The 15,106-nt window shown below is 41.0% G+C and carries 12 protein-coding genes and 1 pseudogene; 8 read left to right on the top strand and 5 right to left on the bottom strand.

The genetic code is table 11. From position 1 onward, the window contains the following. Positions 1-141 precede the first annotated feature (141 nt). Both petJ and V7K50_RS26660 read left to right on the top strand, forming a co-directional pair. Positions 142-480, top strand: coding sequence for a cytochrome c6 PetJ (petJ, locus tag V7K50_RS26665; RefSeq protein WP_334965505.1), 339 nt, complete (start codon positions 142-144; stop codon positions 478-480). An 88-nt stretch (positions 481-568) separates the two neighbouring features. Beyond that, positions 569-1,492, top strand: coding sequence for a tetratricopeptide repeat protein (locus V7K50_RS26660; RefSeq protein WP_334965397.1), 924 nt, complete (start codon positions 569-571; stop codon positions 1,490-1,492). An 11-nt stretch (positions 1,493-1,503) separates the two neighbouring features. On the opposite strand, the pseudogene V7K50_RS26655 reads toward V7K50_RS26660, so the two are convergent. After that, positions 1,504-1,973: pseudogene (locus V7K50_RS26655) on the bottom strand (Uma2 family endonuclease); the annotation flags it as partial. Between the two features lie 394 nt (positions 1,974-2,367). On the opposite strand from V7K50_RS26655, the gene V7K50_RS26650 reads away from it, so the two are divergent. Both V7K50_RS26650 and V7K50_RS26645 read left to right on the top strand, forming a co-directional pair. Further along, positions 2,368-3,201 (top strand): hypothetical protein, encoded by an 834-nt coding sequence (locus V7K50_RS26650; RefSeq protein WP_334965395.1) that lies wholly within the window; start codon positions 2,368-2,370, stop codon positions 3,199-3,201. A gap of 12 nt (positions 3,202-3,213) precedes the next feature. Then, positions 3,214-3,768 carry a hypothetical protein gene (locus V7K50_RS26645; protein ID WP_334965393.1) on the top strand — a complete coding sequence of 185 codons (555 nt, stop codon included), beginning with the start codon at positions 3,214-3,216 and terminating at the stop codon, positions 3,766-3,768. Between the two features lie 69 nt (positions 3,769-3,837). Here V7K50_RS26645 and glgX read toward each other — a convergent pair whose 3' ends face one another. After that, positions 3,838-5,964, bottom strand: coding sequence for a glycogen debranching protein GlgX (gene glgX, locus V7K50_RS26640; protein ID WP_334965391.1), 2,127 nt, complete (start codon positions 5,962-5,964; stop codon positions 3,838-3,840). 625 nt (positions 5,965-6,589) lie between these two features. Here glgX and V7K50_RS26635 point away from each other — a divergent pair. Continuing rightward, positions 6,590-8,659, top strand: a complete 2,070-nt coding sequence (locus V7K50_RS26635) for a TonB-dependent receptor plug domain-containing protein (protein ID WP_334965389.1) — start codon at positions 6,590-6,592, stop codon at positions 8,657-8,659. 201 nt (positions 8,660-8,860) lie between these two features. On the opposite strand, the gene V7K50_RS26630 is transcribed toward V7K50_RS26635, so the two are convergent. From V7K50_RS26630 to V7K50_RS26620, 3 genes are all read right to left on the bottom strand, one after another. Beyond that, complete coding sequence (locus V7K50_RS26630) at positions 8,861-11,776, bottom strand: glycerol-3-phosphate acyltransferase (protein ID WP_334965387.1); 2,916 nt, start codon at positions 11,774-11,776, stop codon at positions 8,861-8,863. Between the two features lie 296 nt (positions 11,777-12,072). After that, positions 12,073-12,213, bottom strand: a complete 141-nt coding sequence (locus V7K50_RS26625; RefSeq protein ID WP_041565237.1) for a hypothetical protein — start codon at positions 12,211-12,213, stop codon at positions 12,073-12,075. 95 nt (positions 12,214-12,308) lie between these two features. After that, on the bottom strand, positions 12,309-12,440 hold the full coding sequence (locus V7K50_RS26620; protein ID WP_334965385.1) for a hypothetical protein: 132 nt from the start codon (positions 12,438-12,440) through the stop codon (positions 12,309-12,311). 55 nt (positions 12,441-12,495) lie between these two features. On the opposite strand from V7K50_RS26620, the gene V7K50_RS26615 reads away from it, so the two are divergent. From V7K50_RS26615 to V7K50_RS26605, 3 genes are all read left to right on the top strand, one after another. Continuing rightward, positions 12,496-13,461: an SGNH/GDSL hydrolase family protein gene (locus V7K50_RS26615; protein ID WP_334965383.1), complete on the top strand. Its 966-nt coding sequence runs from the start codon at positions 12,496-12,498 to the stop codon at positions 13,459-13,461. 311 nt (positions 13,462-13,772) lie between these two features. Then, positions 13,773-14,069, top strand: a complete 297-nt coding sequence (locus tag V7K50_RS26610; protein WP_334965381.1) for a hypothetical protein — start codon at positions 13,773-13,775, stop codon at positions 14,067-14,069. A 275-nt stretch (positions 14,070-14,344) separates the two neighbouring features. Further along, the gene (locus V7K50_RS26605) at positions 14,345-14,734 is read left to right on the top strand and encodes a hypothetical protein (RefSeq protein WP_334804492.1); all 390 of its coding nucleotides are present in this window, start codon (positions 14,345-14,347) and stop codon (positions 14,732-14,734) included. The last annotated feature ends 372 nt before the right edge of the window (positions 14,735-15,106 follow it).

Below are 15,106 nucleotides of genomic sequence, written 5' to 3'. Positions count from 1 at the left end.
TCGCAGTCAGAGTCTGGGAACTAGAGAAAGCTTTTAATCAAGCGAAGTTTGACAGCCTGTCGTTTGACTATGGCAACGGGTCAACTCACAATTATGGAGGATATTGCACCGAATAAGCCGTTATTGCAGAGGAAACACGAAATGAGAAAAATGATTACAGTCATACTGTTAGGCATAGCAATCTTCACCTTTGCCTTCAGTAGTCCAGCTTTGGCAGGAGATGCTGCTAGTGGAGCTAAAGTATTTAGTGCCAATTGTGCCTCTTGTCACGCAGGAGGTAAGAATCTGGTTAATGCTGCCAAAAGCCTGAAGAAGGCGGACTTGGAAAAGTATGATATGTACTCAGCAGACAAGATTATTGCCCAGGTTACAAAAGGTAAAGGTGCTATGCCCGCCTTCGGCGCTCGTTTAAAAGCTGACAAAATTGCAGATGTAGCTGCTTATGTGCTTGAACAAGCAGATAAGGACTGGAAGAAGTAGACTAAAATCTAACTTCAAAAATTAACAATTTGCGGGGCTTTTTGTCCCGCTAATTTTGTTCTTGCCGAAATTGCCAAACAGGATGTTTATGACTAATTTCTGGCGATTATTTCTCAGTGTAATTATTGCTTTACCTTTTATTTGTTTGACTCCATCCGCACATTCATCACCTATATCTATCACGCAAATTACATCGGGTGATTTCTTGGAATTCGGTGTAGATAAGATGCGACAGGGTGATTACCAGGAAGCAATAGAGAATTTTAACCAGGCGATTGAACTTAAGAAAGATTATGCTGTGGCTTATAGCGATCGCTGTCTTGCTTATCTCCAACTACAAGATTACCATCAAGCGATCGCAGATTGTACTCAAGCGATAAATTTTGCACCTGATAACTTTGAGGCTTATCTGAACCGGGGAGTAGCACTCTACAGACAAGGTGATTATCGCGCTGCCATTGTCGATCATAATCGAGCCGTTACACTTAAACCCTACGATTTTCGAGCTTACTACAACCGAGGGCTAGCCTATGCTGGCGATGGGAAAGACTCAGAAGCAATTCTTGACTTTAATTTAGCTCTAACCCAGATACCTCGAATAACTAGCTTACTGCTTGCAGATATATATAATGACCGAGGTTTAGCGCATTTTGTCTTACAAGATACCCAGGCTGCGATGCTGGACTTTAGTTTAGCAATTCGTCTCAATGCTAACGATTATAGAGCGTACTTTAACCGAGCTTGTGCTTGCGGACAAAACGGAGATGACTTTGGTGCAGTGCGTGATTTTTCTCAAGTCATCAGACTTAACCCCAGTAACGCCCAGGCTTACGTTAATCGGGGAGTAGCTCATTATCGCTTAGGATATCATTTAGGAGCTATATCTGATTTACAAAAAGCATCTGAGTACTTTGAAAATCAAGGAAAGAAAGTCGCCTACAAAAAAACTCTAGATTTATTAAAGAATTTGCGACAACAAATTTCCCTTGCAACTGAAATCGCACTTTTCTAATACTGTCAGGGCTACACAGGGTATCCACCGGTTTGAAAAATCTGTTCGGGGGTTAAATTTAATTCGGGGAAAATAGGTGAGATAATGCGTTGTTTACCGCCGCAGGCATCGCTACCTTGAAACTGGCTGACTTGCTATTCTCCCTCAACTAAGGTGTAAAGCGAGACAGTTGGTTGTTTAGGGTTGCCAATAAATCGCCTACCGCCTAAAGCGGCACAATCTACAATCCAGTATTCTGGGATGCCTACAGCCTCATAGTCAGCAGCTTTTTTTAAAAAATCATCACGCCAATTGCTACTGACTACCTCAACTACTAAAGGTATTGATTCCGCTTGGCTTACGTAGATTCTTTTTTCCACAGAGGTTCGTTTACTAAATTGGGGCGATTTAATATCAGCACATCTGGTGAGTAAGCCGATTCACTTTCAAGTGGCTTTACTAGTACTGTTTTTGGGATGCCATAGGGTAGGCTGATGTGTTTGTGAAGCGTCTATTTTTCTCAATGCTAACGTAATTCGTAATTGTTACAAGGGAAGAGGCTTTGAAGCTTATTATCCTTCGCCTTTCAAAGGTTAGCTTGCTTATTAAGCGCAATATCTCTAGCCCTTCGAGATTGCACGTTTGGGAATTTGAGCGTTTGAAGCAGACTAAAAGATATATAGCGTTTCCTAATCAAATGAGTTACACCAGAGCAAGCTCCTCATTTGCGGTGAGGGGTTCTTGTACCTCACTAAACTGAGAACCGCTATATCAACACAGAGTCAGATCATATTACTAATAGAACCGAGATCACACTTCAATGAGTTCATCTCGGCTAAACTAAATTTTTATAGTTAAATATCACGAATACTTACATAGTAACTTAAATTATCGCAATGAAAAATCTAGGGCGCAAACCTCCTATTCATATTCACTCAAAGCATATAGAACCACCTTCTCCTCATGAGCTTAAACAGCTATTGATGACTGTTCGTGCCCAACGCGATGAAGCACAAGAACGTGCGAAAGAAAATGAGGAAGCTGCAACACAACTAGTTCATGTTCAGCAAAAGATTCAAACTTATCAAACCGAAGCTAATGAGCTAAGAGAGCGATTCACTCAAAATTATCTCTTCTATCTTGATGAGCAAGAAAGTCATCAAAAGACACTCTACCTTTACAACGAAGAAAAAGCGAAAATATCCCAGCTAGTTCATGTTAACCAACGAGAGATCCAAACTTGCCAACTAGAAGCTAATGAGCTAAAAGAACAAGTCACTCAAAACTATCGCTTCTATATCGATGAACAACAAAGCCATCAACAAACGCTCTATCTCTACAATGAACAAAAAGCAAAAGCAACTGAATTGCTTACCAAATATGATGCAGCCAACTCTGAACGAGAAATGTATTTGACTTTATACAATGAGGCTAAAGCAGAACTCAAACATGAGCGTCGTTCCAAAGCTAGTATTAAGGGATGGGAAACTCGCCGGAAAGCCGAGAATGAAAAACTAAAACGAGAAATTGCCCACATGGTTGTGCTATTGCGTGACTCTTTAGCAAGTAAGGATGAAGCAGTAAACAGTCTTTACCTTGTAGCAGAGCGTATGGATCGGATTCAATCTCTAGTTGATTCGGTGGAAGAAGAAACAACTAACAATCCTATGGGTTTGGTACAAAAGTTTAAACGCATCTGGCTGGCAATTAAAGACATACTTTCTGAATAAACAAGCATACTCATGAGCAATAAATCACTACCATCTACGCAAAAAAAAGCTAAAGCGAAGCTGGGAGATCAAATTCGCAATATTGCCGATCGCCTTAAACAAGAGACTGATGTACAGATACAAGCAACTTCTCGGATTTTAGGGGCTGCTGCTCAAATTGCCGAAAATCATGACAGACTTATTAATGAAGTAGTTGATCTGGTTGAGTCAGACCTAAATGCAGAGAAACACGTATCTAACAAGCATACTTATACTGCTGATATTCTGAAGCAACAGTTTAAAACATTACGGGATGCAAAAGCTCACTTTAATCTGAAAGTTAGTAGTTGGGAATCACTCGTTAATAAATTAAATGCTGCATCTTGCCAAACAACCATAATACAGAATAAGCTTCAATCAAATCAGGGTTTGGCAGACACTAATACGATAAATGGTGAATATAATTTTAATAATATTGAAAAATTCACAGTTTATTTACAACCTGATGTTGCAGAAATGTTTCCCAATTCGGAAGCAGTAAATGAAGCTTTGCGTTTTCTAATTAGAGTTACGAGTAAAAATCGCTGAAGCATTATAGCAACTTTATAGGAAAATATATTTTCCTATAAAGTTGAGTATTTTTTTCTCCTCGCACTACTAACTCATAAGCCGTAACACCATCAGAGAGCGATCTGTAACTGGTACAGTTTGAGAACCCGAAACTAATTTTCCCCGATCTAAAAAGCGAGGTTCATTAGTGTCAATTACTATCTCCCATATCTTGTCTTTAAATTCATTGGGTAAAGCAAACTCAATTAACTCGTAATGAGCGTTAAAAAATACCAGAAAACTTTCATCAATAATCCGCTCACCACGATCCCCTGGAGTAGCGATTCCCTGCCCATTCAAAAAAATCTCCATTACTTTGGCATAACTAACTAGCCACTGCTTCTCAGTCATTTCACTGCCATCAGAATTAAACCAAGCAATATCATTAATACCTAAACCGTGGATGGGGCGACCTTGAAACCACTTGCGCCGTCGAAATACTGGATGCTGATGACGAAAATCAATTAGTTCACGTGTAAAATATAGTAGATCCGAGTTCGCTTTTTGCAAATCCCAATGCCGCCAGGAAATCTCATTGTCTTGGCAGTAAACATTATTATTTCCCTTTTGACTACAGCCAATTTCATCTCCCTCTAATAGCATTGGGACACCTTGAGATAACATTAGGGTTGCTAAAAAGTTTCGTCGTTGCCGTTCGCGCAAACGTATTACTTCTGTATTGTCAGTTTCGCCTTCTACACCACAATTCCAGGATCTATTATGGCTTTCACCATCTCTATTTTCTTCCCCATTTGCCTCGTTATGCTTTTCGTTGTAGCTGACCAAATCATTTAATGTGAAACCATCATGAGCAGTCACGAAATTAATACTTGCATTTGGGTTGCGCCCATTTGTTTGATATAAATCAGGGCTACCAGTAAAACAGTAAGCAAATTGTCCTAAACTATCATCTACACCACGCCAAAAATCTCTCACTGTATCCCGATATCTACCATTCCACTCAGACCAACGCAGTGGAAAGTTCCCGACTTGATAGCCGCCTTCTCCTAAGTCCCAAGGTTCAGCAATGAGCTTCACATCTGCCAAAATTGGGTCTTGATGAATAATATCAAAGAAAGCTGACAGGTTATCTACCTCATATAATTCCCGTGCCAGCGCCGAGGCCAAATCAAATCGGAAGCCATCGACGTGCATTTCTGTTACCCAATAGCGCAGGCTATCCATAATTAACTTCAGAACTTGAGCATGACGCACATTCAGAGAGTTACCACAGCCGGTAAAATCCATGTAGTAGCGAGGATTATCTTTTACCAAACGGTAATATACAGAGTTATCAATACCTCGCAAAGATAGCGTTGGCCCAAAATGATTTCCTTCACCAGTGTGGTTGTAGACCACATCTAAAATCACTTCAATTCCAGCAAAATGTAGTGCCTTCACCATTTGCTTGAATTCGGTGACTTGTTGACCCACAGTTCCACTAGAACTATAACTAGAATAGGGGGCAAAATAGTTGATGGAATCGTAGCCCCAGTAATTCTTTAATCCTTTATCTTCTAAATGTCCAGGATGAGATAGAAAGTGATGTACTGGCATCAACTCAATTGCTGTAATTCCTAATTGCTGTAGGTGTTGAATTGCAGCTGGATGAGCCAAACCAGCATAAGTTCCACGCAACTCTTCTGGAATAGCTGGATGTAGTTTAGTAAAACCTTTGACGTGAGTTTCATAAATAACAGTTGTATGCCAAGGTGTACCAAGGAGTTGATCGTCTTCCCAATCAAAGGATTGATCAACCACAACACATTTAGGCATTATTTTGGCATCATCTAATTCAGAAAAAACTAAGTCTTTTTCCTCAGCGTCTAGAGAGTAGCCAAAGACAGATGGATCATTACTAAACTCACCGTCAATTGCCTTAGCGTAGGGGTCAATTAATAGTTTGTTTGGATTAAATCTATGACCTACCTCTGGTGCCCACATCCCATGCACTCTAAATCCATACTTTTGACCTGGCCCAACTCCTGGTAAATAACCATGCCAAACAAAATTGTTTTTTTCTGTCAAAGGGAAGCGAGTTTCTTGGTCATCGTTATCAAATAAACAAAGCTCTACCCCTGTCGCATTTTCCGAAAATAAAGCAAAGTTTGTCCCTTTACCATCCCAAGTTGCACCTAAAGGATATACGTTCCCTGGCCATAAAGATACATACATAATGTTCTAAATAATTAGTTTGTCTTTTTGAATAATTAGTTAAAACTTTAAGTTACTAATAATTCAGTTAATAACACTAACATTTAAATTTAGTTGGAAAATAATATTATTTGCTCTATCAGTAGTAAGATAAATCTCTATTCCTTAAGTCGCAAAAGTTGAGGCAGAGGGCAAGAGCCTGGAGAAAAACTATCAAGTTAGGTTTTTAGGACTTGTGTCTAGGGACTTCCAAATAAAAAAAACATCCCAAATTTTCTTGTGGGATGGGTGTCCGCACTACGTGCCGCTACGCGAACACCCGTCCTATATTCAGGGCGGGCAGGATGCCCACCCCAGAAGATGGATAATTTATTTCTTGGAACTCTCCTACACCCTAGCCCTGCTTGCTCTTAGGGGTTCTTTGAGTTTAATAACTAATCAAGTGGTCATGGACTTTTGTGTACACCCTAGCCTAAAAGAAAAGAGCAATGGAGGTGAGGTTGCATTCAAAGGAGAATCGTTGTAGTGAATTGACCAACAGTATCATCTGAACTATGGAAATATGACAGCGTGTCTTTTGACACGATTTTACTATTACAGCAACAATGCTACTTAGTGGCTGTTTTTACTGAGTGTGAAATAGAACGTGAAAAAGTATTTTTTGTTGCTACCAGTTGCTTTACCAAGTTTACTGATAGCGTTTCCTGCCTTTGCTGACGATATTGAAATTAAGCGGAAAAACACGAATATATTATCAGATATTCCAAGTTTGAGTGAAATTGAGCTACCCGCCACTAATGCCGAATTATTAACTCAACAATCTACACCAAGTGAACTTAATCGAGAAACAGAGCAAACTCCGAGCGATGATGCAGATATTTCTATAGAAGCGATCGCAGAACCATACAACCTACCTCAATCTACTCCAACTTACGTCATTGATCGAGAAGAAATTCAAAAGCAGGGTGCTACAAGTTTAGCCGATATTTTGAAAAGAATGCCTGGTTTTGCAATCAATGACGCAGGTCATGGTGCAGATATTCACACAGGTACATACTATCGGGGAGCCTCAATTAATCAGTCTGTATTTTTGATTAATGGCAGACCAATTAATAATAATGTTAACACTTATCATGGTGGAACCGATTTAAATAGTATTCCCATAGAGGCGATTGAGCGAGTGGAATTATATAGCGGTACAGCTTCCGCTTTGTATGGTTCCTCAGCCTTTGGGGGAGTTGTGAATATCATTACCAAGGAAGGTTATGGTAAACCTAAATTGAGTGGTAGCGCAGAATTTGGCTCATTGAGTTTAAATAATCAACAAGTGACTTATGGTGGCTCATCTGCTAATATCAAGTACAACTTGAGCTTTGAAAGACTTTTTACAGATAACCGTTACCGTGTCCCAGTAGGTGCAGCCAATCGTGATAGTCAGGGGTTTTTATCGAATGCAGACACAGCTACAAGTACTTACTTTGGTAGCATTGGACTAGATTTAGATAAAAAAAACTCTTTAAATTTAGATGTTAGTAAACTCAGCAGTCGTCGCGGCTTAATTTATTTCGGTTTCCCTCTCCAAAGAGATAGATTAGACCACGATGGTTTAAATGTTGGCTTATCTTGGAAAACTCGGCTAGGTAATGGTGAAAGCTCTAATCTGACAACCTCAATTGGTTATAACCAAGATTATTTTAGCACCTATGGGCCGACAGGAGCATTTTACCGTACTGGAGCTTTGGATACACAACAACTTACAGCCAGGGTGGATCATGAGTGGAAAGTTACTAACAATAATAAGTTACGCTGGGGTTTAGATTTGAAAAACACCGACTTAATCGGTGATGTTTTGAGTACAAATCCTAGTAGTATTGCCAAAAACGAAACTGAAGATCGGAGTTTGTTCAATACAGCTTTATTTGCAGTCAATACTTGGAATATTAGCGATAATTTTCTGATAGATTTAGGACTAAGGCAAAGCTTTGATAGCCAGTTTGGAAATTATTTAAACCCTAGTGTTGGATTACGTTATGCCCTCACACCAAGAGTAGCAGTGCGTGGAAGTTGGGCAGGGGGACAACGCAATCCTGGGTTAGATCAGTTATATGTTTATGATACAGTTCATGGTTGGGAACCTAATCCTAATTTAAGACCAGAAATTGGCTCAACTTGGACTGCGGGAGTAGATGTCAATTTTTCTCAAAATCTAATTGGACAGTTTACTTACTTTGGTAGTAGTATAGGCGATCGCTTGGGAGTCATCGCCGGAAAATGGTCAAACATTGGACTAGTAGATACCAATGGTTTGGAGGCTGCATTGCAATTGAAAATTGCGGCTAGCTGGTCAACTTTTCTCAACTATACTTATACAGATTCTCAAATTAAAACAGGCTCAGAGAATGGTTTACAGTTAGGCTTGATTCCCTACTCTGTACTTCAAAGTGGCGTGGGTTATCAAAATTCCGGTTGGCAGGCTAATTTGTATGTTACCTACAATAGTGGCGCTCGTAGATCCATTTTTGCCAACTCTAATGACAAGGCTACAGATTTTGCACCGTCTTTCGTGAATTTAGATTTGAGTGGGCGTATACCTCTAACTAGCAATTTAGGACTGACAGTTTATTTAGAAAATTTACTCGGTGAGCAATATGAGCGAGTTAATCGCATATATAGCCCTGGATTTACTTTTCGTGTGGGTTTAAATGCCAATTTTTAGGTCTTAGGGACTGACAAGAAATAAATTATCCATTTTGTCGGGTGGGCAACATGAGCGCTCTAAATCTGGGACGGGTGGGGACACCCATCCCACAAAAAATTTAGGATGTTTTTTTATTTGTCAGTCCCAAAGGAAAGACACTTTGAATTTTCCCCTTTCGCACGTCGAGAAGGGGGTTAGGTTTTTTACCAGAAGTGCTAATCAATCGGGTCTTAAATCATTAGATAATTCTACAATTCCCCTAGAGCCATCAATCCGTACACGTTGACCATCTTGCAAGATCCATGTAGCACCATGAACATCCATAACTGCGGGAATCCCGTATTCACGAGCCACGATCGCACCGTGAGAAAGTCTTCCACCAACTTCGGCAATTAATCCGCCAGCCCTTAGTAACAATGGTGCCCAGCCGGAATCTGTGTAAGGCACTACTAGAATCGTATCTCGGTCAATGTCTGGCACATCTTGTAAGTTTCGCAACACCTTTACTCTACCTTCGGCTTGCCCGTGACTGGCTCCAATACCTTGTAAAATTTGGTCAGAGTAAAGTTCCGAGGGGGCTAAGGGGTGAGGTGGTGTATTGCCGTAGACTAAAAGAGGGACTTGAATAATCTCGCTATCTTGCCGGAATTGCGATCGCCTCAATTCCACTAACTCATCCAATTCCTCAATTAAACTGGAATCTTCACCTACAACTAAACGCCGCACTTCATCAAAGTTGAGAAAAAAGATATCGTCTGTTTTCTTGAGTAAACCAGACTTTAACCAAATCTTCTCTAAGGCAACAAAACTCCACCGCAATTCAGCCAAAAACCGGGAATAAACTTCAGTAACTCTTCCTTTGATATCCACACGCCGTTGCACAAAAGAGCGCTTGCGTTTACTAGCAAAGATACTATTAATCGCGTCTTTCGCACCTGATTGTGGTTCGTTCCCCTGCATTAACTGCACAAACATCTGCTTGATCATTTGGGGATTTTCCCGCCAAGTGGGAACGGAGATATCAGTTCCCACTTCACTTAAATAGCCGTAATCCTGAAGCAATTCGTTAAATGCTTGCAGGATCTTTTCTCCCTCTGGGGTTTGCTCTAATTGCTCAAATACTTGCTGTGGATCAAACTCAAGTAATACTTGCTTGGCATCTGTGGCGATCGCACTGAGCGATCGCAATGCTGCAATCTCTGGAGTTACACTATTATCAATTTGCCCATCCTTCACCCGAAAAATCGCCTGTCTCAGAGCAGCACTCAAGGGTGCTAAAATGCTATAATAGGTTGCCTGACGCAGTAACTCTAAGGTAAAATCAATTCTTGCTAACAGCCTTGGCGGTTCTAAGTTATCTACATCTGACTGTGCCAACTGCGACAACCCAGCAATGAAGCGTTTATGATAATCCTGCTTGAAGTCCTTTTCTAAACTTAATTCCCGCTTCAGCAACTTTCCTAGTCCTGGCAAATTTTCCCAGATTGACTTCCAAGACGGCTTACTTAATTTAGCTCCTCTGGTTAAAAATTCCAGACTTTCTGGCGGTAGTCCCATGCGGAGAAAAATATCTCCTAAGAGGGATGCATTAAAGTAGGCTCTCGAATAGTGCAAACTTGCTGTTTCACTGAAGTCTAACCCGAAAGCGCGTTCGGCTAAAACTAAAGTAAAAAATTCTCCCCAAACTCCACAAGTTAAGGGACGATTAATTGACCATGTTAAGGGGTGAATTACTCCCGGAATCACTTCGGCGGCGATTTTGCGCGTCCAGATGGGTAACAGTGTGGTGATTGGTCGAGATTGTAACACCCAAAGGGTTTGACCGTCGTAACTCCACTCGATATCTTGAGGAGTGCCATGATAACGTTTTTCCAGTCGGTAAGCTAAGTATGCAACTTGCTTGATTAATGCTTGTGGAACTCGTCCTTGACCCTCTAATTGTATAGAGTAAGAATTTTCTGCTTCAACGACAAAAGCGCGATATTGTTCTGGTGTGACTTTTCCCGAAACGACTTGCGTCGGGCTGCCTGGAAGGGCTTCAATGATGATCGCATCACCTTGTTGGGTAATGGGATCGCGGCTGAAAGCAACGCCAGAATATACGCTCTGGACTTGTTGTTGAATCAACACAGCCATAGCTGTATCATTTAAGCCGCGATCGCGCCGATATTGCACAGCAGAAGGATGATTGTAAGAAGCTTGAACTTGAGCGATCGCTGATTGTAATGCTTCTGGGCTAGTAACATTTAAAACTGTTTCATACTGCCCAGCCGCAGAAGCGTGTTCTGAATCTTCTCCGATCGCAGAGGAACGCACTACCAAAGGCGATAATTCTGATGGCTGGAGAAATTCTGTCAAGAGTTCAGGATCATCGATTGGGGCGAGTACCCACCCCTTCGGCACTGGATAACCCCAACGCTTAATTTGAGATAACGTCGCGGCCTTTTCTCCGACAATGGCAGCATCTAATTCTTCATCTAAAGAAACCATTGTGCGTTGGCGTAGCCCGTCGTAGACATCGCGGCGTAAAAATTCCAACATCGCTTGCGATTCTGTTTGTGCCTCTTGGGTTGGCAGGTTCATATCATCAGGAATTTTGGTGTAAATCCAGCCCATTAAACCAGCTAAGGCCACAGCAGCAACTATTCTGGGAATATCGCTAAGGTGTAGAAGTGCCACAAACAGAGGAAAAAGCAGCAAAACCCCAAATTTAACTACCTTTCTTGATTGCAGAATCATCAAACTAATACCTGCAAAGAAAGATACAAATATTGCTACCAGTGGATCATGTACGATAAATCCCCAGACAACATTTGTTGTACCTGCTCCTCTCCCTATCCAATATCTACCAATTACTAGAGCAATCAGGGCAATCAATTCCCAAAAAGAGCCATCTGGGAAGAAAAAGCGGGTGAGCAAGACTGCCGCAACTCCTTTCAAAGCTTCTGACAAAACCGCCAGAATTCCGACAAATTTACCGCCATGATAGAAGGCAGCCGATACACTAATGTTTCGTGTACCAAGTTGCGATAACTGCTTCCCCTTGAGGGCGTAAGTTATCCATGAAATTAAGGGTAATCCGCCCAAGAGGGGGCAGACAATTAAAATAACTAAAACACCCCAAGGTTCAAACATTCTGGATTTTGGATTTTAGATTTAAATTTTCCATCTAAAACCTCAAATCTCAAATCTAAAGTTTTGCTGAAATTTTTGATGGTTATTAGGGCGCTTTTAACAGAAAGAATTCAGAAGTCAGGTGGTCACTGAGCGTAGTCGAAGTGAGTCAGGATTCAGAATCGATTGAATCCCCAAAGGAAAACCATTCTGGATTCTGGATTCTGGATTCTGGATTCAATTACTAGTTGCTAAATGGACACTTGGCTACGACGGAAACCGTTTAAGACAAGTGTCCTTCTAGGCTACTAATGGTTTTAGTTTAGCGCATAGGCAGCTTGCAGCGCCCAGATGATGAGAGCAGCGATTGATCCCAAAAGCAACACGGTAGAAATAGTGACTACTTTGGGGGAATCTGCACCCTCAAATTTCATAATTCCTCGATTTAAGTCGGACATAGCTTTGTAATCCTCTCTTGTTGGAGCATGAACCATTTGTCCGTTTTGATTGTAGTCCTTCTAATTGCAGATGATGCTAAATTCACTTGAGGAATTTAGGAGTGGGGATGAGTGAGATGAGGAGAATAACCCATGCCCCAATCCCCAATACTTCGGCTTACCTCGGCTCCGGCTCCATCGAGCGAAGTCGAGATACTCGGCACAAGTCGCTCAGTAGAAGTCCCCAATCCCCAATCCCCCAGTATCATTAAAAAGCAACTCGGTATAAGAGGGTGTGAGTAGGTGAAAATAGCACTGATTGTAATTTTGGCGGTGGTTGTGGGATTGTTTGTGATCATCGAGATTGGACTGCGATCGCTCTTTGGTTTTGGTAATCCTCTGATTTATATTGGCGATGAGCAGATTGGTTATTTATTGGCTCCTAACCAGGGTACTCGCCGTTTTGGTAATCGCATTGAAATTAATGAATATTCTATGCGAGGTAGTCCGATAAAAAAGATACCTGCACCTTCTGCGCTACGAGTTTTACTGTTAGGTGATTCTATAGCTAATGGTGGTTGGTGGACAGATCAGACTAATACAATATCTAATTTGATGATGCGTTCTCTGGCATCATCCACTAGAAGTAATTATCAGGAAGTAGAAGTGCTAAATGCTTCAGCTAACTCTTGGGGGCCAAGGAACGAATTAGCTTATTTAGAGAACTTTAGCAATTTCAACGCCCAAGTGGTAGTGTTATTAATTAATACCGATGATTTATTTGCTACTGCTCCTACCTCTTTACCAGTAGGACGCGATCGCAACTATCGAGATAGTAAACCTCCCCTAGCCTTAGTGGAAGTATGGCAGCGTTATATTGCCAAGCAAAAGCCAATTCCTGAAATGAAAGCACTAGAAAATGAACCAGGCGATCGCGTCGGGATTAATCTGGAGGCGATCGGTAAAATTCGAGCCATAACTCATCAAAGCAACAGCCAATTCCTGCTAGCGATGACTCCCTTGCTGCGAGAAATTGGTGAACCAGGCCCCCGCGATTACGAAATTAAAGCCCGTCAGCGCTTGAGCGACTTTACTAAAACACAGCAAATTAAGTATATAGACTTTTTGCCGAGCTTCAATTCAAATACCAACCCCCAAGGTTTGTATCACGACCACATTCACCTCAACTTGCAAGGCAATCAATTTGTCAGTGAAGTTATAGAGCGATCGCTTTTAGAAATACTAGAGGAAGTGCCACTTCGTCAGTAAATCGCAACATCCTCTAAGAGGATGTTTGAAAAGTCCTCTTGTCAGTATCAAAAATTTTAGATCCCCCTAAATCCCTCGGGACTTTGATTCCGGTTCCCCCCTTTTTAAGGGGGGTTAGGGGGGATCTAAAGTGCCTAAAGTCACAGCGAAATACTTTTCAAACATCCTCTTAAAGCCGAATAGCACTAAAATAAGTCCAAAGTCTTGTCTTACCTCCTTCCCAGCCTCTAGGATGGGAAGGAATTTCGAGAGTCTCCGCCTCTTGTCAAGCCAACTGAAAATTCACTTTTAATCTAAAATCCAAAATTGCTATGAGAGCCAGAATTGAAAATAAAGTGCTTTTTATTCACCACGAAGATTTGCCAGAGTTTAAAAAGCCTGGTTCAGTGGTGAGAAATTCTTATTTCTGGGCGCTACGTTCAATTGCCGGTCAAGCTTCGCGTTATCGTGATTGGGAATACGAAACCGAGGTTTGGCTAGCGCTTTCACGAATGCTTTTGTCATTTGCTGAATCTGGGTATTTAGGTCATAGAGAAACCTTGCTAGAGTTTCCTTTATCTCAAGGAGAAATTCCTAATACGCTCCGAGATGTGTCTACTTGGGAGTAGGGATGTATGTACTTTTTTATTACCCTGAAAAAATAAAATATTTGTAGGTTGGGTTGAACAAAGTGAAACCTAACAAAATCACACACTGTATAAATACTCTGTAGAACTGTAATTAATATCACATTGCTAAAATAATGCTTATACTAATCGGGCACTCAAATGACTTTTAATTCGTCACGATTAGCCATCATAGACAAACCCTAGTTAACATTAGTGTGAAGCAAGGCTAGTTGTGAGAAAACAATTAAAATGCAGCAGTTAGTGTAGGAAAAAACGTGAAAATAGCAATTATTGCAAAAACATTAATTACATCTATAGGTTTGTTAGCTTTATTTGCTCCAAATCAAGCATCGGCTCAACTTATACCGCAACCTTGGGTTTCAGTTGGTGGAAAAGATGGTGATTTAACTTATGCTGTAGGAGCTAGGGCTTTGAACTTTGGGGTTGAGGTAGGAACTGGCCCTGATGGTGCTACAGGAGTAGATGTTTTGAAATTTATCAGTTTGCCTGTTATTTCACCTTATGTAGGAGTTGGACTTTATTCAGAAGATAAAGGTGTTGCAGTTTCAGGTGGTGTTCAGGTAAGTGCTACAGATAACGTTTTTGTTGGCGCTGGTTACAATTCTATTCGTGGCTTTAACGGGCAACTAGGAATAAGATTTTAACAATTATCAGCACATCCAAGTTATCCTTTTAGATATTTTTCGGAGAATTACGGGAATATTTACCCGATTTTCTTATGCTCTTTTTTAGGAAAGTTATTGACAATAATCATCGTTTTACGGCATATCAACCAGTGAATTAAGTAGGTCTGCGTAAATAAGTAGTCAGACAGAATTAATTACACAATGTCATTGCGAAGGTCGCAAAGCGGAATGAAGCAATTCGCTTTTTGCTTAAATCTTTTCCCTCAACCCCAGCCCCTCTCCCAAAGAGGGGAGACATAATTCTAGTTCCCCTTCTCCCAAAGATGGGAGAAGGGGTTAGGGGATGAGGCCTATCAAGGGAATGGCACATTTGGGATGCTCCCCCCAAAC

The sequence above is a fragment of the Nostoc sp. genome (genome assembly GCF_036917135.1).
Classification (GTDB): Bacteria; Cyanobacteriota; Cyanobacteriia; order Cyanobacteriales; family Nostocaceae; genus Nostoc.
The sequence above is the reverse complement of the archived record's forward strand: the minus strand, read 5'-3'. Positions and strand labels throughout refer to the sequence as shown.

Excerpts from the sequence above, each read along its gene's own strand:
- V7K50_RS26610 (WP_334965381.1), top strand. The coding sequence starts at position 13,773 with ATGAGAGCCAGAATTGAAAATAAAGTGCTTTTTATTCACCACGAAGAT.
- V7K50_RS26645 (WP_334965393.1), top strand. The coding sequence starts at position 3,214 with ATGAGCAATAAATCACTACCATCTACGCAAAAAAAAGCTAAAGCGAAG.
- V7K50_RS26660 (WP_334965397.1), top strand. The coding sequence starts at position 569 with ATGACTAATTTCTGGCGATTATTTCTCAGTGTAATTATTGCTTTACCT.
- glgX (WP_334965391.1), bottom strand. The coding sequence starts at position 5,964 with ATGTATGTATCTTTATGGCCAGGGAACGTATATCCTTTAGGTGCAACT.
- V7K50_RS26630 (WP_334965387.1), bottom strand. The coding sequence starts at position 11,776 with ATGTTTGAACCTTGGGGTGTTTTAGTTATTTTAATTGTCTGCCCCCTC.
- petJ (WP_334965505.1), top strand. The coding sequence starts at position 142 with ATGAGAAAAATGATTACAGTCATACTGTTAGGCATAGCAATCTTCACC.
- V7K50_RS26650 (WP_334965395.1), top strand. The coding sequence starts at position 2,368 with ATGAAAAATCTAGGGCGCAAACCTCCTATTCATATTCACTCAAAGCAT.
- V7K50_RS26625 (WP_041565237.1), bottom strand. The coding sequence starts at position 12,213 with ATGTCCGACTTAAATCGAGGAATTATGAAATTTGAGGGTGCAGATTCC.